Genomic DNA, 18,557 nt, shown 5'->3' on the forward strand with positions numbered 1-18,557 from the left:
GCGGTTCCGGCTGTTAATCGTCGAGGACTTTGGGTCGGACGGCGCGATGGAAGCCGTTGTAGACCGGTACGTTTTTCGCTTTCGGCAGCGGCCATACGCGACCGCCCTGGGAGGCGGCTCCGTCCACTCTCAAGGTGGCTCCGCTGATAAACGCCGCCGCCTCGCTGAGTAGGAAGCAGATGGCGGCGGAAACTTCGGCCTCCGTTCCCAGGCGTTTCAACGGCACGCCATTGGCCAGTGACAGCAGCATGGGTTTCATGCTGGCGTCGTAATGGTCCAGTCCGCTGGAGGCGATCCAGCCCGGCGCCACGGCGTTAACGCGGACTCCCGCCGCCGCCCATTCCACGGCGGCGGTTTTGGTGAAGTTGTCCATGCCGGCGCGGGCGGCGCCGGAATGCCCCATGCCGGGCATGCCGCCCCACATGTCGGCGATAATGTTGACGATGGCCCCGCCCTGTTTATTGAGGCATTGGTTATACAGCTCGCGAGCCATCAAAAATCCACCCACCAGATTGGTGCGCACGACGGTTTCAAACCCTTTTTGATTGATGGCTGAAAGAGGCGCGGGGTACTGGCCGCCGGCGTTGTTCACCAAGCCATGGACCGGACCCAGCTCCGCAAGAATTTCAGCGATGACCGCTTTGACTTTGTCCTCTTCACGAATATCGCAGACGTATGCGCTGGCGCGGCCGCCATCCTCCTGGATCTCCCCCAGTACACGGTCCAGCTTTTCCTGCTTGCGTCCAATGATGGCGACTCGGGCGCCCAGCGCCGCCAGTTCGTGAGCGACGCAGCGCCCGATGCCGCTGCCGCCGCCGGTGACGATGACGGTGCGGTCGGCGAATGTGTTCTCCCGGAATACCGATTGATAGGGCATATCAGGCCAGCTCCTCTGCAATGGCGTTGGGAATGGGGATCGGGAATTCCAGCAACTGCTGTGCGAAGGCTTTCCCTTGCGGATCGATGCGCAGACTGGCCACGCCTCCGCCGCCCAGGCTGTTTTCCAGCAGAAAGTTCAGGGCGCAGACGCCTGGCAAGTCCCAGCGGGTGACGCGGCCATTTTCAGGGTGTAATACATGACTCATATAGTCGCTCACCGCAGCTTCGGTGAGGGCGGCGCGAATATAGGGAAGATATTCCGGCCGGCGCGCAATGACGCCGATATTGGCGTGATCGCCTTTGTCTCCCGAGCGCGCCCAGGCCAGTTTGACCAGCGGCGCCTGAGAGGTGGTCGCTTCCAGTTGCGTTGCTTCAACTTCAGTTCTGTTCGCCGGGGAGGGCGTTGCCTCGTAATCCCACTCGACCTTCACTGGTTTGCCCACCCCGTCCATATTGGCGGTGATGGTGATGCCGTTCTTCGGTGTGAGGAAGGAAAACAGACGAATCTTGGGCCATACGGTCGGCCTGCCGCCCACAATGCCGGTAATGCCTGGAGCCATGCCCGTGGCCGCCTGGGCTATCTCCCGGGAAAACAGCGCCAGGGCTTCTTTTTGTGGATGCGCGCAGGCGATTTTCACCACGATTTCCCGACTGCCGGCGCTGCGGGAATGGGGGCCATAAGTGGCTTCTGTTCCCAGCAGTTCGATATCGACTTCGGTGAAGGCTGGCCAGCCGCGCTCCTCGAACTGTCTCTGGGTTTTACCAATAATGGCGTCAGCGGTGACTTTGGCTTTGGCGGCGGCGTCGATGCCGGCCATGAGAAAGGTGGCGACGCATTTATGGCCGTCTGGATACGTGGCGCATACCTTATAACGACTGGTGGGCGCGCGTCCCCGGGCGCCGGTGACGCGCACCCGATCCGGGCCGCTTTGCTGCAGTTTTACCTGGGTGAAATCGCAAGTGACGTCCGGCAGCAGATAGGCGCCGGGATCGCCGATTTCATAGACCAACTGCTCCGAGACTGTTCCAATGCTCACCAGACCACCGGTGGCTTCAGGTTTGGTGACAGTAAAATCTCCGTTGGCGTCAACTTCCACGATGGGAAACCCCATGTTGTCGAAGCCTTCCACATTGCGCCAGTCAGTGAAGTTGCCGCCCGTGCATTGAGCGCCGCATTCGATAATGTGGCCTGCGAGGCTGCCCTGAGCCAGCTTGTCATAGTCCTTCATGGACCAGCCGAATTCATGAATCAGCGGCGCCAGGACCAGCGCGCTGTCCACCACCCGTCCGGTAATTACTATGTCCGCGCCGTAAGCCAGGGCGGCGGCGATGCCCGGCGCGCCCAGATAAGCGTTCATGCTGACGCTCACGGGAGGCAGAGGCGCGCCGGAGAACATATCGGTCAGATTCTGGCGCTCAAACTCCGCGCGTCGATGCAGAATGTTATCTCCCATGACGGCGGCGATTTTTAGATCCAGGCCCAGCTTATCGATGACTTCCTGCAGGGCGTCGCGGCAGGCCTGGGGATTTACGCCGCCGGCGTTGCTGATGACTTTTACGCCTCTTTCCTTCAGCTGCGGCAGCAGCGGCTTCATTACATGGTCAACGAAGTCAGTGGCGTAGCCTTTGTTCGGGTCTTGCAGCTTCTGGCCGGTGAGAATGGACATGGTGATTTCCGCCAGATAGTCGAACACCATGTAATCGAGATCGCCTTTTTCCAGCAATTGCGCCGCGGCGGTGTTGGTGTCGCCCCAAAATGCGGCTGCGCAGCCAATGCGCAGAGTAGACTTGGTGGTCATGATCGTCGCCCGTTCCTTTCTGGTCGATAACGCGAATATGCGCGTATCGTCCTGGTATGTCGTTTTGAGTGGTTATTGTCGATGATGCGAGCCCGGTCAACGATACCAAGCAAGCGCTTGGTTTGTAAAGGGGCCGAATTGAGATAGACTTAGGAGCGACCTAGATCTTCGGCTAAGCGCCTTAAGGGAGTTTTTTCCGACGTTTGCCGTTAGAATGTGCGGCCCCGCCTGGCGCCCCGGATTCCGCCGCGGGTCTTCTATCCGTCAGCTCAGGAATGTGATTGCTTATGAAACAACTTGCGCAACTTATCGAAGAGGGACGCATCACCGACCCTCAGAGCGCCAGGGGCAGGTTACTGGCCAAGGCTGCGCACCTGTTCAAAGAAAAAGGTTACGAACGCACCACGGTCAGAGATCTGGCTGCTTCCGTGGGCATTCAAAGCGGCAGTATTTTTCATCATTTCCGCAGTAAGGAAGACATCCTGTTTGCGGTGATGGAAGAAACCATCCTCTACATTACCGCCAAAATGCGCGAGGCCCTGGAGCAGGCGCCGACGCCTCGTGATCGATTGCTGGCGCTGTTGCGCTGCGAACTGGAGTCCGTACTCGGCGGCACCGGCGAGGCGATGACCGTACTGGTGTATGAATGGCGCAGCCTGTCGGACGCACGTCAGGAAGAAATCCTCAAATTGCGCGATCAATATGAAGGCCTGTGGCTGGACACGCTGAGCGAAGCCCGCGACGCAGGACTGGTCAAAGGCGACGTGGCGGTGTTGCGACGCTTTCTCACCGGCGCCTTGAGCTGGACCATCACTTGGTTCAAATCAGAAGGTAGCATGACGGTGGAAGATCTGGCGCAGCAGGCGCTGTATCTGGTGGTCAAAGATTAGGTTGTTTTCTGTCGCGCCCAACGACGCGTTCTCCGTCAACTTGGTCTATAGTTTTCCTTGAAATTCGTTGTCTGGAAATCTGCTGAGGGGGATGGCGCGTTGATATCCGGCGCTTGTCACCCCAGCTGGGAAAACCGCCATGACTTCTATCCGCAGCAGCGCTCTATGCTGCGCGCTTCTCTGGCTACAGACCCTGCCATCCGCCGCTGAATCTGAACTCAGGCTTCATGCGGTTTCTGAAGAGTGGGCGCCATACTCCAACGCCGACTGCACTGGCCTCTACTGGGATGTTCTCGCCGCGATTTACGAGCAGGGCGGCGTTACAGTTATTTGTGAGATCGTACCCTGGAAGCGCGCCTTGTACTGGGTCTCCAACAAGGAGAGGGACGCGCTGGTCGGCGTTTACGGCAGCCGCAAGGAAGTCATGCTGATACCTGAATTACATTTCTGTGTGGATGATCCCGTCGTCGCGTTGTTTCTGCGAGGACTGCAGCAGGAGTGGCGTGGCGTCGGGCGTGTGCGCAGCGGAGAAGCGGCCTGGATACGCGGTTACGATTTCAAACAGTGGTTCAACCCGGATATAGAACCTGTGGAGCTGGAAAGCATCGAACAGGGCATTGGCTTGCTGGCGCGGCGCAGAGTCAAATATGTCATTGATTATTCGTTCAATATTCAGCGAGCGATGCGTGAATTGAAACTGGATGGGCAGGATTACAAATCCGTGACGGTCAAAAGCGGCGAGAAGCTTTATGTGGGCTTTGCGGATAACGAGCGTGGGCGTTTGTTCGAGGCTATTTTCGCCCGCAAATTGCCGCAATTGTATGAGTCTGGAGAGTTGGAGCGCATCTACAAAAAATGGGGCCTGCAGCCGCAATGGCTACATTTGCGGGAGTCTTGGCCGCAGACATTCGAAGCAGCGGAGTAACACCTTTAAAATCAAACAAAAAATTGTCCCGCATCGTAAACGGGGTCTATGCTTTTAGCTAAGGTTCAAGAAAATGTCGATGTGCGTCCAGTCGCCGATGAAAGCGCTTCAGGTGAGCGCGAACGAACAAGGAGATACATGTGGCTCCGCCTATCCGGAAAATTGTCTATGTGGAAGATGAACCTGATATTCAGGCTATAGCGCAGATGGCCCTGGAGGCGATTGGCGGGTTCGAGGTCATACTGTGCAGCTCTGGCCGAGAGGCGTTGGAGGTGATTCCCAAGGAAATGCCGGACTTGGTGTTGATGGATGTGATGATGCCTGAACTGGACGGCCCCTCCACATTGCTGGCTTTACGAGATGTGCCGGAATGCAAGCACTTGCCCGTCGCGTTTATGACCGCCAAAGTGCAGAAGTCGGAAATTGATGAGTTTATCAGTCTGGGGGCAGTCGGCGTGATACCCAAACCCTTTGATCCAATGAAGCTTTCCGATGAGGTTAAGCGGCTCTGGGAGAAGGTGCATGGGGGATGAGCGGGAGAACGCGAAAGACGATTCACGCTCGCCGATGGAAAAAATGCAGGCTCTGCGCACGGCGTACGCCAGTGCGTTGCCGCAAAAGCTGACCAATGTGCGCGATAGTTGGAGTTCCGTTAGAACGCTGCAAAATTTCAATCGGGAAATTCTGATGCCCTTCCGGCATCTGGTGCACCGTTTGGCCGGCTCTGGCGCCTCCTACGGGTTCGCCCGACTTTCCGCGCTGATGCAGAAGATCGAACAAAAAATCGATCAGCTCTCTGACTTTCCCGAGAACGCCAAGCGTTTGGTGCTGGAAATCGATAACCTGCTGACTCAGGTTGATTCCTCCGCGCAACCGGACGAACAAAGCAATGAAGAACTTTCCCTGATTTCCTCCCAACGCATTCAACGTCCGGCGGCGCCCAAGGCGTTACTGGCTTTGTCGAGTAAGAGCGTCTGCAATTCACTACCGGAACAGTTGAAGCATTACGGGTATGAAGTGCGCGCCTGTCCGGCGGAGGAAGTGATCGAGAACGCGCTGCGGTTCGAGCCGGATATTGTCGTGTATGAAGAGCCGAGCGAATCCCAGGTCTGCCCGGCGCCCATTGAAATGGGCAAAACCAAAGTCCCTTTTGTGTTCGTATTACATCAGACGCCGAATCTGTTTTTACGTGTGCAGGCGTATCGGGCGGGAATACGAGAAGTGCTGCAGTCGCCACCGGATATTTCCCAGTTACTGAGTAAATTTGATCAATGCTTTATTTCTGAAGGAGACGTGCCCTACAGAGTGTTGTTGATCGACGACGACAGTGAGCTGGCCATGTATCACGCACAGTTGTTGGAACAGGCGCAGATGAATGCGCGGGTGGTGTCTCAGCCCGAAGATATTCCCGAAGTATTGCTGGAATTTTTTCCTGATGTGATTCTGATGGATTTGTATTTGCCCGGGTACAACGGCATCGAGCTGGCCGTGGCCATACGCCAGGACGCCACGCTCTATGGCGTGCCAATCATCTTTGTTTCGGTGGAGCAGGATATCGCCCGCCATTTGGGCGCGATTCGCGCTGGCGGCGACGATTTCCTTATCAAACCGGTGCCGGCGCCCTTTCTGCTGGCGTCAGTGGAGAGTCGGGCGCGGCGAGGCAGGGAATTGCGGGGCATGCTGAGCCGGGACGGCCTGACCGGACTGCTCAACCACGTCAGCGCGGAAGAGTATTTATCGCAACAATTATCCCGGGCTCGTCGGATGGATAGCAGTCTGGCGTATGTCATGGTGGATCTGGATCACTTTAAAAAGGTCAATGATAATTACGGTCACCTGATGGGCGACCGCGTATTGGTGAATTTCGCGCGTTATCTGCAGGGACGTTTGCGACGTAGCGATGTGATCGGGCGTTACGGCGGCGAAGAGTTCGTCGTGATATTGCCGGACACCACCAAAGAGCACGCCCGATTTGTCATCGAGTCCATGCGGATGAGCTTCGCCTCCATCAATCACAACACTGCGGAAGACCCTCTTCGGGTGACCTTCAGCGCAGGCATCGCCGCCTTTCCCGATATTGACGACATGACGACGCTTACCAAGGCGGCGGATGACGCTTTGTATGACGCCAAACAGCAGGGGCGTAACAAAGTCTGCATATATAAACCCAAGACTTCGGATTGATGGACAGGAGCGGCGACAAGGACATGGACGGTGCACTGATAAACAAGCTGGCGCAGATTCAGCGACATTATCGGCAGTCGTTGGGCGCCAGGGCGGATGCGCTGGAAAAATGGTGGGACGAATTACTGAAAAAGAGTGATCGTCAACGCCTGAACGATATTTGTATGACGTTGCACAGCCTGGCGGGATCGGGAAAAACGTTTGGGCTTCCCGAGCTCAGTGCGGCGGCGGCGGAGTTAAACGCCTATTTACAGGATTTAATCAGAGAAGGCTCTATTGCGTTTGATAAGTACAACGGACGCATGGACCTGCTTTTACAACTGATGCGTCGCCCGCACACCGGCGACGCCGCGTCTGGAGCTAGCGAGATGGAGAGCCACCCTCGTCCGGGACGCTTGGTCTACATTGTCGAAGACGATCAGATGCTGTCGCAGTGGATGAAAACCCACATTGAGCAGCATGGCTACAGCGCACGTATCTTCAATAGTCTGACGGCGTTAGGACAGCGGCCAAAAGAAGAAACGCCGTTGGCGATTCTGATGGACGTTATATTGCCGGAAGGGGAGAACGCCGGACTGGACTTCGCCATTAATCAGGAATCATCCGAATTCAGCGGCGTGCCTCTGGTGGTTATTTCCAAGCGCACGGACTTTGATGCGCGTCTGCAGGCGGTGCGGGCCGGAGTGCGCCACTATCTCACCAAGCCTCTGGACTCCGAGAGTCTGCTGGCCAGCATTGAAGACATGGTGGAGGAGAAGCCGGCGGAACCGTATCGCATTCTGCTGGTGGACGATGATGAGGACGTTACAGCCCTTTACCGTGCGCATCTGGAAGCAGCGGGCGTGGAGGCGCGCACCCTGAGCGATCCAAAAAAAGCGCTGCAGGTGATCATAGAGTTCAAACCGGAGCTTATTGTCCTCGATCTGCATATGCCGGAATGCTCGGGATTAGAGGTTGGTCAGATCATCCGTCAGCACGTGCAGTTCGCCAATGTGCCGCTGGTGTTTCTCTCCGCGGAGTCTGACTCCAGCGCGCAACTGTCCGCCATCGAACTGGCCGGCGACGATTTTCTGATGAAGCCCATCGATCCTGAAGTGCTGCGCATCAATCTCATTGCGCGCGCGCGCCGGGCCCGCATGGTGAGCATGTATGTGCGCAGCCTGATCAAGGAAATGTCGTTCAAAGAGCAGCACGATGCGCTCACCGGGCTGCCTAACCGATTGCATCTGGAGCGCCGCCTGGAGCTGGCGATTCGCAACGTCCGGTATGGCGTACGGGATCAGTTCTCATTGTTTCTGATCGATGTGGACAACTTCCAGCATATCAACGACGCCTACGGGCACGAGTTGGGGGATCAACTGATCGTCGATTTGTCCAAACGACTCGAATCCCTGATTCCTCACAGCGCGGTCTTGTGTCGTCCGGGAGGGGACGAGTTCGCCATTCTGTTCAAAGGCGTGCGGGATAAGAAGCAGGTGATTCAATATGCCGAGCGACTGCTGGAGGCCTGTGAGACGCCGTTCAATATCGGCATGGATGAAATCAGTATCGGTCTCAGTATTGGCGTCGCCACCTACAGTCGCGAACACAAATCCAACTTCGGCATCGAGCTCTACAAAGAAGCTGACATGGCGTTGTTCACCGCCAAGAAAATGGGCAAGAACGACTTCGTGATCTTTGAAGAGCACATGGCGTCAGAGCTGAAAGCCCAGGTGAGCATGACCAGCGATCTGCGCAAGGCGCTGGTCAACCGCGAGTTTCATCTGGTGTATCAACCCCAGGTCAATTTGTACAACCATCGCATATTCGGCGCGGAAGTGCTGTTGCGCTGGAACCATCCGGTGCGCGGTCCTGTGTCGCCGGCGGAGTTTATTCCTGTGGCGGAGGCGCATGGCCTGATCGATCAACTGGGCGAATATGTGTTGCGCTGCGCCATTAAGCAGATTGCTGACTGGAAGCGTCAGTATGGCCGCGCCGTGCGTCTGGCGGTGAACGTGTCGCCGCGCCAGTTTGGACGTTTTGATTTTGTGTCCCAGGTTGGTTTGCTGTTGGAGGAGTTCCATGTGGACGGGCGTCTGCTGGAGCTGGAAATCACGGAAAGCGCACTGGCCAAGGATATAGAAACGGCAGTGTCCAAACTGATGGAGCTGCGTTGTCTGGGCGTTGGCGTGGCGGTGGACGATTTCGGCACGGGCTTTTCCAATCTGGCTTCATTAAAGCGTTATCCGGTGGATTTATTGAAAATCGACCGGTCCTTTATTCGCGATATCCCACATGATCAGGACAATCTGGCGATCGTCATCGCGATTGTGCAAATGGCGAAAACCTTAGGCTTGAAGATACTGGCGGAAGGGGTTGAGACTATTGATCAGATCCGCGTCATGCGGCAACAGGGTTGCGATCTGATCCAGGGCTTTTATGTCGCCCGTCCCATGCCGGTGGAGCAGTTTGAGGAAGACTACCTGAGCGGCTCAGGCCAAGAGAGCGGGGCCTTATAAATCCAGCGGTTGCGTCGGTGACCCGGTGTAATAGAATGGGGCGGCGCCTGTTGTAGGACTTGGATTTAGTGAGTAGTCATGAAATACGAAATAGTGCCCGTTACCCCTTTTGTTCAGAACTGCACCGTACTCTGGTGTGAAAAAACGCGTCAGGCCGCCGTGGTGGACCCGGGCGGAGACCTCGCCAAGATTGAAGCTGTGTTGAAGCGCAATGGACTGACGCTGGAAAAAGTATTGTTGACCCATGCGCATATCGATCATGCCGGCGGCACAGCAGAGTTGGCGGACTCTCATGAAATTCCGATCGAAGGGCCGGAGTATGAGGACAAGTTCTGGATCGACGCCTTACCGCAGCAAAGCATGATGTTCGGTTTCCCCAGCGCCAGGCAGTTTACTCCGAATCGCTGGCTGAACGATGGCGATGAAGTCAGCGTTGGTGAGGAAACGCTGCGAGTGTTGCACTGCCCGGGACATACGCCCGGACATGTGATTTTCTACCATCAGGGCGCGCGTCTGGCGCTGGTGGGGGACGTTCTGTTCAATGGCTCCATCGGCCGCACTGATTTTCCCAAAGGCGATCACGCCACGCTGATTCAATCCATCAAAACCAAATTATGGCCATTGGGCGATGACGTTTCCTTCATTCCGGGTCATGGCCCCATGTCCACCTTTGGCGCAGAACGCAGAACCAATCCTTTCGTGAAAGACTAGCCGCGCCTTTTCTGCGCTGCTCTTTTTCTTGCGACGCTCAGGACTGTAACAGATCGAAGTACAGCGCCGGGCGTCGCAGTTCCACCTTGCTTTCCAGCGCCCGTCCCACCCGCAGTAATGTGTGTTCGCGCCAGGCCCCGCCCATAAGTTGCAGCCCGATCGGCAGGCCTTTGGCGTCGTAATCCACCGGTAGCGTCAGCGCCGGCAGACCGGTGAGATTGGCGGAGAAGGCGAAACGCATCAGCTCCGTCAATACCTGCAAGTTGGATTCGCCACTGGGTTCTTTCTGCGGCCGAATACGCGGCGCCGTCATGGCGGTGGTGGGCGTGACGATGATGTCCACTTTTTGCAGGAGGTTGTCGAAGTCGCGCATGGCCTGAGTGCGAAAGCGTTGCGCCTTGATGTAATCCGTGCTGGAAAACTGCTGCGCCACGGCCAGGTTAAGGCGCGTGTCCAGGCCGAAGCTTTGAGGGTTGCGGCGATACTCGGCGTCCACCGCCGCCAGCATTTCCGAACCAATGGTGATGGCGTGACTGACTCGCTGCAAATCCAGACCTTCGAGGGTGATTTCCTGGACCTGAGCGCCCAGACTTTTCAGCTTTTCTACGGCCAGCTGACAGGACTGCGCCACTTCCCGGTCGGCGTGTCCGAACCAGGGAGAATAGATACCGATGCGCAGGTCGGATAAGTCCTGCTTCATATAGCCGGAAAGGTGGGGCGGCGGCTGATCGATGGAAAAGGGGTCCATCAGGTCTGCGCCGGCGATGGCGCTGTAAGCCAGAGCCACGTCGTCGACGCAGCGTCCCATGGGGCCGACATGCGCCACGCTCCAGCACAGCGGAAAAGCGCCATGCTCGCTGACGCGTCCCCAGGTCGGCTTGAGTCCTACTACACCGCATAATGCCGCGGGAATACGGATGGAGCCGCCGCCATCGGCGCCGAGGGAGATCGGGCACAGACCCGCCGCGACCGCTGCGGCGCTGCCGCTGGAGGAGCCGCCGGCGTAATGGTCGAGATTGTAAGGGTTGCGGCAGTGGCCGTGGTGTACATTGGCCCCGGTGACGCCAAGGCCAATCTCATGCATGTTGGCCTTGCCGATGATGATGGCGCCTGCAGCTCGCAGCCGCGCTACGGCAGTGGCGTCCTGGTCGACGGAGCAGTCCTGTCCGTATATCTGCGTTCCTACGGACGTGGCGTAAGGCGCTGCGTCGAGCTCGTCTTTAATAGCGACCGGCGCGCCGTCCAACAAACTCAGGGGGCGCCCTTCCTGATAGCGTTGCGCGCTGGCCTTCGCCTGCATCAATATGTCTTGTTCCGAGCTGAAAATGACCGCGCGTAGCGGCGGCTGACCGGCGTCGCTTTGCTGCAGCGCTGCGATGACCCGGCGCGCAACATCCAGCGGCGTGGTCTGGCCTTTGCGATAAGCCTGGATAAGGTCTCTGGCTGAAGTCAGCGGGAAGGGGGCTGGCGCCTTTTTAATCGCTTCCTCCGCCATGGCGATGCTGGCTCGGGCGTAGGCCGCTTCCGGCGCACGCCCGGGAGGATGCTTGGGGAATAGCGTCGGCGTGGTGTTCAGTTCCGCCTCGCGCAGCTTGTAGGCGCCGCCTTCCCGCAGCAACGCCAGTCCCAGAATGCGCCGGGAGTAGTTGCTTTCGAGCAGGCCAACCAGGGTTTTCAGAGGCGTACCGGCAAGGCGGGGAAACTTCAAAGACTTCAAATCGTAAGACATAAAACTCATTCCGGGGTGAAGCTGCGTTTTTATGCTCTGACGCAATTGGTTATATTTTATATAGAACGCTTTAGTATAAACGCCAAATGATGACGACGGCGCTGTAATTGGCGCTCACGTCCTCCTGTCTCCTGCTAGGATATACATATATGACCCATTTGCGTTGTGGAATTTATATGCGAAGCCTCTCATTTACCGGCAAAGCTTTCATGCTCACTCTGGCGACGACGTTAACCGCCTGCGGCGGCGGGGGCGGCGATAGCGGTGATACGCCCGCCGCCGTAACCTATACGTTGTCTGGCTCTATCAGCATTCCGTCGTTTACGCAGGTGGATTCGGATTCTTCCGACGTTTCAGTGGGCACTACTTCTAACAACAGTGAGAGTGAAGCGCAGATCATTTCGAATCCGGCAATCGTCGGAGGCTACGTCAGCGATTCATCTGGCGCTTACGACGGCGAGCATTCCTATCGCCGAGACTTGGTTGATTACTACCGGGTCAAGTTGTTGGCTAGTCAGACGGTTAAATTAAACGCGGAAGCGTCTGCAAAAGGGGGTGTATCCACTCAGCGCTTAACCCTGTCTCGGGTCGACGGCGCTACAGACCCTTTAGTTGCAACGAATATTGGCGTTAAAACGCTTACCGTACCCGCTGACGGTGATTTTTATATCAAAGTTGAAGGTTTCTCAGGCCCTTCCAGCTACATCCTGGTAGTTGGCGAGGCAGCTTCAAGCAGTGCGCTCAATAATTATTCTGCGCTATCGATACCGGCCCAGGCGGAGTTTGCGCCGGGTGAGGCGATTATCCGCTACAAGGCTGCGAAAGGATATTCCGCACAGGCGCTGCCGGGATATTTTCTGGAAAGATTCGGCGACGCTAATACAGGCTTGTTCCGCTTCGATGACGCCCAGATAGTGCAGGGACCGGCGCTAAAGTCCCTGGCGCAGAAAGTGGATGAAAGACAGCGCACAATTGAGCTGATAGAAGCTTTACGTCAGCGGCCGGATATCGAGTTCGCCGAACCCAATTACATTCGTAAAGCGCTGGAAACGCCATCAGACCCACTTTATGGACTGCAATGGCATTATCCTTTGATCAGTTTGCCCAGTGCGTGGGATGTCACTCATGGTTCTGGAGTTGTTGTGGCGGTTTTAGATACTGGCGTATTACTAACCCATCCTGATTTGTCTGGGCGTTTAGTGAGCGCCAACGATGATTTCGACTTTGTCAGTTCCCTTTCCTCGTCTCTAGATGGCGATGGTATTGATAGCGACCCCACAGATCCTGGCGATAGTGTGTTTGGAAGCAGCAGTTTTCATGGCGCGCATGTCGCCGGAACCGTCGCAGCCGCCTCGAATTCCATTGGAGGGGTAGGCGTCGCCTTTGAGGCTAAAGTAATGCCGATCCGAGTACTCGGGCAGGGTGGGAGTGGTTCTGATGCGGATCTGGTGCAGGCGATTCGTTTTGCCGCGGGACTTTCCAATGCTTCGGGGACTTTCCCCAGCCGACGTGCTGACATCATAAATATGAGCCTTGGCGGCGCTGGGTTTTCTACAGCGTTGGGCGTCGCTGTTCAAGATGCTTTAAATGCAGGCGTGATCGTGGTGGCGGCCGCAGGTAATGAAAACACCTCTTCTCCGTTTTATCCGGCGGCCTACCCTGGCGTGATTTCGGTCAGTGCGGTGGGGTCCGATGGACTGAAAGCGCCTTATTCCAATTATGGCTCCGCGGTTGATGTCGCGGCCCTGGCGGAAACTTCTTCCTTGATCTGGATGGAGACGGCCAACAAGACGGCGTGCTAAGCACATGGGGGAATGACAGCTCGGGCTCTGTCCAGTTCGCTTATTCGCAGATGCAGGGCACGTCCATGGCGTCGCCTCATGTGGCGGGAGTTTTCGCATTAATGGAGTCCCTCCGCGATGTGACGCCATCGGATATCGACAGTTATCTGACAAATGGCGAGCTGACGGTTGATATCGGCGCGACCGGGAGAGACGACATCTACGGTTACGGTTTAATTGATGCGGCTAAAGCCGTGACGGCGGCAGGAGGCTCACCGCCGCCTGTCGTAAAAGCATCCGCCAACAACTTGAAATTCACCAATACCAGTTCGACGGTCATCAGCCTGAGCATTCCGTCTGGTGTCAGTGGCGTAACCGTATCTACGTCCGCGTCTGGTGACGTCGTATGGCTGAGCGTGGATGACAATGGCGACCTTGATGACTCAACTTATCGCATCAGTGCGGACGCCACCGGTTTGGACGTGGGAGTCAGCTATCCAGGCGAAATTACAGTGGATTATGTGATTGATGAATCGTCTAAGGCGGTCAAACTGTCGATCCCCGCCACGCTGACCCTGGCTGATCCAAATGCTAAGCCGGATGCCGGCAAGCATTATATTTTGTTGGTTAACCCAGAAGACATATCAGATGTTCCATATCAGATCAGCGCCACTGCTTCGGACGGCGTTTACAACTTCGCCTTCAGCGGTGTGGAAGCAGGAACCTACCTCTTGGTGGCCGGCACAGATTTGGATAATGACGGTAAAATCTGTGATTCAGGCGAAGCCTGCGCCGAGTATCCGGTTCGCAACGCGCTGGAGACCATCGTGGTTAATGAGTCCAAATCAGGATTGTCTTTCGCTACGGGCTTTCAGAGCGACATCAGTAGCGCCGGAGCGGGTGGCTCGCAGGCGCATAAGGAATACCGGCTTCTTAACAAGTAAAGCAGGGCGGGTGAAAGGAATTTCACCCCTTCCCAGTTGATCTTTGGCGGCATTCCTATAAATTAATGCCCAATTCCAATCTCCGGCGATTGGCCCCTGCGCCCCCGGAGACAGTCACAAGCGCATGCAGGCGCGTTTCCGGGAAAGGCCGTTGTCCGGCCCAATCAGTCAACAGCGGGCAGGGAGCGCCGCCCGAAAGCGCGTCGGCAAGTAATGAGTTGTATTCAGGAGAAGCTTTTGTCAAACAACTACAACGCCGACTCCATTGAGGTCCTCAATGGCCTGGACCCGGTTCGCCGCCGTCCGGGTATGTATACGGACACCTCGCGGCCCAACCACCTCGCTCAAGAGGTTATCGACAACAGCGTTGACGAGGCGCTGGCGGGACACGCGCGTCAAGTGGACGTCGTACTGTACAAAGACGGTTCCCTGTCTGTAACCGACGACGGTCGCGGCATGCCGGTGGACCTCCACAAAGAAGAAGGGATGCCCGGCGTTGAGCTGATTCTGACCAAGCTGCATGCAGGCGGTAAGTTCTCCCACAAAAACTACCAGTTCTCCGGTGGTCTGCACGGGGTGGGCGTATCCGTTGTCAACGCATTGTCCCTGAATCTGGAAGTGTTGATTCGTCGCGATGGTAAAGTGCATCGCATTACCTTCGCCAACGGCGATAAAGCCTCTGATCTGGAAGTGATCGACACTTGCGGCAAGCGCAACACCGGCACCACGGTGACTTTCCTGCCCGACCCCAAGTATTTCGATTCTCCCAAGTTTTCCGTTCTGCGTCTGCGTCATGTGCTACGCGCCAAAGCAGTATTGTGCTCTGGCCTGAAAGTCACTTTTAAAGATGAAAATACCGGTGAGAAAGACGAGTGGTATTACGAAGACGGTCTTAAGGACTATCTGAGTGGCGCCACCAACGAATTCGTCACCTTGCCGCAGCAGCCTTTCATTGGCCAGATGGCGGGCAACACAGAAGCGGTGGACTGGGCGGTGCAATGGCTGCCGGAAGGCGGCGAATTGATCGCGGAAAGCTACGTCAACCTGATTCCCACTGCTCAGGGCGGCACCCATGTCAACGGTTTGCGTACTGGCCTGCTGGAAGCGCTGCGGGAGTTCTGTGAATTCCGCAACCTGCTGCCCCGCGGCGTCAAGCTGTCTCCCGAAGACGTATGGGATCGCTGCGCTTATGTGTTGTCAGTGAAGATTCAGGAGCCTCAGTTCTCTGGCCAGACCAAAGAGCGTCTGTCCTCCCGTGAATGCGCCACCTTCGTTTCCGGTGTGGTGAAAGACTCCTTCAGTCTGTGGCTGAACAAACATACGGCGGAAGCCGAGCAACTGGCGGAACTGGCCATCAACAACGCCCAAAGCCGTTTGCGCGCCGCCAAGAAAGTCGCGCGTAAGAAGATCACCAGCGGCCCGGCGCTGCCCGGCAAACTGGCCGACTGTAGCGGCGGCGACGCCATGCGCGGCGAGCTGTTTCTGGTGGAAGGAGACTCAGCGGGCGGCTCCGCGAAACAGGCTCGCGACAGAGAGTTTCAGGCGGTGATGCCATTGCGCGGAAAAATCCTTAATACCTGGGAAGTGGACTCCGAGCAGATTCTGGCGTCACAGGAAGTACACGATATCGCCGTCGCCATCGGCGTTGACCCAGGCTCCAGTAATCTGGAAGGACTGCGTTACGGCAAGATTTGTATTCTGGCTGACGCCGACTCAGATGGTCTGCATATCGCCACCTTACTTTGCGCGTTATTCGTCAAACACTTCCGCCCACTGGTGGAAGCCGGCCACGTGTTCGTCGCCATGCCGCCGCTGTATCGCATCGACGTGGCGAAAGACGTCTACTACGCCCTCGACGACTATGAAAAGCAGGGAATCCTCGACCGTATCGCCGCCGAGAAGAAAAAGGGCAAGCCCAACGTCCAACGCTTCAAAGGCCTGGGTGAAATGAACCCCCTGCAACTCCGCGAAACCACCATGGCCCCCGACACCCGTCGTCTAGTGCAGCTCACCGTGGAAGTCGCTGACGACACCGAAGAAAAAATGGACATGCTCCTGGCCAAAAAACGCGCCTCCGACAGACGCGAATGGCTCGAAAGCAAAGGGAACCTGGCTGAGATTGCTGTTTGATTGTGAATTAGCACATAAAGTTGAACAGTTCGATATAAGCTTGAACAAATAAGCACATAAGTTTGAACAAAAGCCCCGCCAAACTCGATTTGCCGGGGCTTTTTTGTTGTCGTGAAAGTTCGTCTCCAAAATCCCCAGTGATCCTTGGGAAAGGTAAGGCTTATGATCGGTTCTCAACTTACTGATGGAGAAGACATTATGTCTAAGTCAAAGCAAGGCAGTACCATGAACCAGCAGCAACGCAATCACCATGCGAACCAACTGAACTCCAATTCGGGAACCAAAGGCACGAACAGAGCAAATGCCATGGTTCATGGAAATCGCGGTGGTCAACTTAATCCAAACAGGAAATAAGACCACCAGTCTCCGTCGGATCGTCGACGGAGACTGGCAGATAAAGAGATCTATATGACCAACTATTCTTTCCCATCACTTGGTCAAACGATTCGGTTTGCCGTTGATGTCCTAGGTGTCTTGCCTCGTAAAAGGAGTGATATCGAAAGTCTCGATGAGACCGCGAAAAAGCGAATTCAGAAGAAACTTCAGCGACTTGCGAATGAAGAGGGTCGGCTGGAGGAGAACATCACTGAAATCATCGCCGAGCTGTCCGAAATAATTGGAAGTGCTGTAAGGCGCGATGAAATCCGGTTTGCGATCTGCGAAACCTTGTGGGATGTGTATGAGGTCTACAACTCGACGATTAAGTCAGATGGCACATTCCTCTCTGAAAAGGAAACGATCGAATGGTTTTGTATCAATCATGCGATCCCTCGGTTGGCGTTCTCTGTTCCCAAGCATTTGCTTCGAACAAATATGGCTGGGCTGGGGTTCATCTACCCTTCTGATGATGACTGGTATCTTCCCACTGTAGAAAATGGGAGTATCAGCTGGCCCCTTGCCAAAGTAATGCGTTGGATTTATGACCTGCTTGATATAAAACTGGATAGATTCCATTACTCAAATCGAGCCAAAGATGCAAATCACTCAGAGCAAGAGCAGAACATCGAGAATGCCAGAAAGTGGCTCAAAGGATCGCATGTGCCATCCTGGGGTGGACTGCATTGGACCTTCTCCCGAGCTTTTGAGAATCTGGCTGTGTGCGAGGAGGAATTTGAAAGGCGCAACTTTCCTATAGCTTACAGAGACAACCTCTACTGCATACTTTTTATCGCACGGCTCTCCACTGACCTGTCCAAGAGAATTGAAAAATCATTTGGGGTAGCATTTTTAGAACAGTGTATCGAAAGCTATCAGAAGCGCCGAAAGTGGTTGGAAAGCGAAGTCCAGATGAACCGTAGTATGGTTGAAGGGGTTCTAGAAAAGTACCAAGGCCTGCGGTCCCAACAGGATGCAGTCTGGTATCAGATTTCTGATAGATACTGGAGAAAGGTCGCTGATCGAATGTACGGGTGCGGTGCAAAGATTCAAGAGATTCTTGATGGCAGTGGAGAGGTAAAAGCAGTAGGCGCTGCTGAAGGAAAATTGATAAAGCAGTTTGGTGAATATCCTGTGCGGGCATGTATGTCCTGCCTAGAGGAGCGCTATCAGAAGAAAATCCCTGATGGATTTGTTGAAGCATTTGGCCGTGCCCTCACCTTAAAGTCATCGGCGCTGACTGATCTTGATGTTGATGGCTATGAAACTGATCTAAAGAAGCAAGACCTTGAGGAGCAGTTGAAGTGGGTTGGGCCTTGGCTCAGGGCAGTGATCCGATATAAAAACGAGGATTATGAAGGAGCAATGCCCTTTGCAGAGAGTGCGTTCAATCATGCGAAATATAGTGCTGGTAGAAAGCAATATGACTTAATCAACCTTTATGTCGAGCTTGCAGCAAAGAACAAGGATATGAGGCGGTTCAAGAAAGGCGTTGAGTGGGCGCGATTTGTTGGGCTAAAAATACGCTGGTTGCGGGAATTTGAACCAACTGAAGAGAATTTACGCTCTGCCTTCGATATGTTTCGGGCGGGAAGATACGTCCAATTTTAGATTTTAGTGGAGTTTTTGCGGCAAAGCCCCACACCTCCGGGTGACAAACACACCCAATCCAAAGGGCAATTTTTTATATCTCAAGCCAGAAATGCTGTGAT

13 protein-coding genes are annotated in these 18,557 nt (G+C 55.5%); 10 read left to right on the forward strand and 3 right to left on the reverse strand.

Annotated features, from left to right (window positions below; genetic code table 11):
* Positions 1 to 13: 13 nt before the first annotated feature.
* Both EUZ85_RS07725 and EUZ85_RS07730 read right to left on the reverse strand, forming a co-directional pair.
* The gene (locus EUZ85_RS07725) at positions 14 to 877 is read right to left on the reverse strand and encodes an SDR family oxidoreductase (RefSeq protein WP_127968751.1); all 864 of its coding nucleotides are present in this window, start codon (positions 875 to 877) and stop codon (positions 14 to 16) included.
* Between the two features lies 1 nt (position 878).
* Entirely contained in the window at positions 879 to 2,678 is a 1,800-nt protein-coding gene (locus EUZ85_RS07730) for an acyclic terpene utilization AtuA family protein (RefSeq protein WP_127968752.1), read from the reverse strand.
* Positions 2,679 to 2,965: 287 nt separating this feature from the next.
* Here EUZ85_RS07730 and EUZ85_RS07735 point away from each other — a divergent pair, with 287 nt between their 5' ends.
* From EUZ85_RS07735 to EUZ85_RS07760, 6 genes are all read left to right on the forward strand, one after another.
* Complete coding sequence (locus tag EUZ85_RS07735; protein ID WP_127968753.1) at positions 2,966 to 3,568, forward strand: TetR/AcrR family transcriptional regulator; 603 nt, start codon at positions 2,966 to 2,968, stop codon at positions 3,566 to 3,568.
* A 139-nt stretch (positions 3,569 to 3,707) separates the two neighbouring features.
* On the forward strand, positions 3,708 to 4,493 hold the full coding sequence (locus tag EUZ85_RS07740) for an ABC transporter substrate-binding protein (protein WP_127968754.1): 786 nt from the start codon (positions 3,708 to 3,710) through the stop codon (positions 4,491 to 4,493).
* Positions 4,494 to 4,633: 140 nt separating this feature from the next.
* Positions 4,634 to 5,026 (forward strand): response regulator, encoded by a 393-nt coding sequence (locus EUZ85_RS07745; protein WP_127968755.1) that lies wholly within the window; start codon positions 4,634 to 4,636, stop codon positions 5,024 to 5,026.
* A complete protein-coding gene (locus tag EUZ85_RS07750; protein ID WP_164887201.1) occupies positions 5,016 to 6,677 on the forward strand; it encodes a diguanylate cyclase in 1,662 nt (553 codons plus the stop codon). Before EUZ85_RS07745 ends, EUZ85_RS07750 begins: the two co-directional genes overlap by 11 nt.
* 23 nt (positions 6,678 to 6,700) lie before the next feature.
* On the forward strand, positions 6,701 to 9,175 hold the full coding sequence (locus tag EUZ85_RS07755; protein WP_241566985.1) for a bifunctional diguanylate cyclase/phosphodiesterase: 2,475 nt from the start codon (positions 6,701 to 6,703) through the stop codon (positions 9,173 to 9,175).
* A gap of 78 nt (positions 9,176 to 9,253) precedes the next feature.
* Positions 9,254 to 9,886 (forward strand): MBL fold metallo-hydrolase, encoded by a 633-nt coding sequence (locus EUZ85_RS07760; RefSeq protein ID WP_127968758.1) that lies wholly within the window; start codon positions 9,254 to 9,256, stop codon positions 9,884 to 9,886.
* 37 nt (positions 9,887 to 9,923) lie between these two features.
* On the opposite strand, the gene EUZ85_RS07765 is transcribed toward EUZ85_RS07760, so the two are convergent.
* Entirely contained in the window at positions 9,924 to 11,615 is a 1,692-nt protein-coding gene (locus tag EUZ85_RS07765) for an amidase (protein ID WP_241566986.1), read from the reverse strand.
* Between the two features lie 176 nt (positions 11,616 to 11,791).
* Here EUZ85_RS07765 and EUZ85_RS31805 point away from each other — a divergent pair, with 176 nt between their 5' ends.
* The 4 genes from EUZ85_RS31805 (at position 11,792) to EUZ85_RS07790 (ending at position 18,456) form a co-directional block, all read left to right on the forward strand.
* The gene (locus EUZ85_RS31805; protein ID WP_168199895.1) at positions 11,792 to 13,417 is read left to right on the forward strand and encodes a S8 family serine peptidase; all 1,626 of its coding nucleotides are present in this window, start codon (positions 11,792 to 11,794) and stop codon (positions 13,415 to 13,417) included.
* Positions 13,411 to 14,340 (forward strand): S8 family serine peptidase, encoded by a 930-nt coding sequence (locus EUZ85_RS31810; protein WP_168199896.1) that lies wholly within the window; start codon positions 13,411 to 13,413, stop codon positions 14,338 to 14,340. Before EUZ85_RS31805 ends, EUZ85_RS31810 begins: the two co-directional genes overlap by 7 nt.
* A 237-nt stretch (positions 14,341 to 14,577) precedes the next feature.
* On the forward strand, positions 14,578 to 16,470 hold the full coding sequence (gene parE, locus EUZ85_RS07780; protein WP_206618016.1) for a DNA topoisomerase IV subunit B: 1,893 nt from the start codon (positions 14,578 to 14,580) through the stop codon (positions 16,468 to 16,470).
* A gap of 408 nt (positions 16,471 to 16,878) precedes the next feature.
* Entirely contained in the window at positions 16,879 to 18,456 is a 1,578-nt protein-coding gene (locus EUZ85_RS07790) for a hypothetical protein (protein WP_127968763.1), read from the forward strand.
* Positions 18,457 to 18,557 lie beyond the last annotated feature (101 nt).

The organism is Hahella sp. KA22 (assembly GCF_004135205.1).
GTDB lineage: Bacteria > Pseudomonadota > Gammaproteobacteria > Pseudomonadales > Oleiphilaceae > Hahella.

What these genes read in the sequence shown, in the direction of transcription:
- EUZ85_RS07725 (WP_127968751.1), bottom strand. Translation starts at nt 877, where the DNA reads ATGCCCTATCAATCGGTATTCCGGGAGAACACATTCGCCGACCGCACC.
- EUZ85_RS07730 (WP_127968752.1), bottom strand. Translation starts at nt 2,678, where the DNA reads ATGACCACCAAGTCTACTCTGCGCATTGGCTGCGCAGCCGCATTTTGG.
- EUZ85_RS07735 (WP_127968753.1), top strand. Translation starts at nt 2,966, where the DNA reads ATGAAACAACTTGCGCAACTTATCGAAGAGGGACGCATCACCGACCCT.
- EUZ85_RS07740 (WP_127968754.1), top strand. Translation starts at nt 3,708, where the DNA reads ATGACTTCTATCCGCAGCAGCGCTCTATGCTGCGCGCTTCTCTGGCTA.
- EUZ85_RS07750 (WP_164887201.1), top strand. Translation starts at nt 5,016, where the DNA reads ATGGGGGATGAGCGGGAGAACGCGAAAGACGATTCACGCTCGCCGATG.
- EUZ85_RS07755 (WP_241566985.1), top strand. Translation starts at nt 6,701, where the DNA reads ATGGACGGTGCACTGATAAACAAGCTGGCGCAGATTCAGCGACATTAT.
- EUZ85_RS07760 (WP_127968758.1), top strand. Translation starts at nt 9,254, where the DNA reads ATGAAATACGAAATAGTGCCCGTTACCCCTTTTGTTCAGAACTGCACC.
- EUZ85_RS07765 (WP_241566986.1), bottom strand. Translation starts at nt 11,615, where the DNA reads ATGTCTTACGATTTGAAGTCTTTGAAGTTTCCCCGCCTTGCCGGTACG.
- EUZ85_RS31805 (WP_168199895.1), top strand. Translation starts at nt 11,792, where the DNA reads ATGCGAAGCCTCTCATTTACCGGCAAAGCTTTCATGCTCACTCTGGCG.
- EUZ85_RS07790 (WP_127968763.1), top strand. Translation starts at nt 16,879, where the DNA reads ATGACCAACTATTCTTTCCCATCACTTGGTCAAACGATTCGGTTTGCC.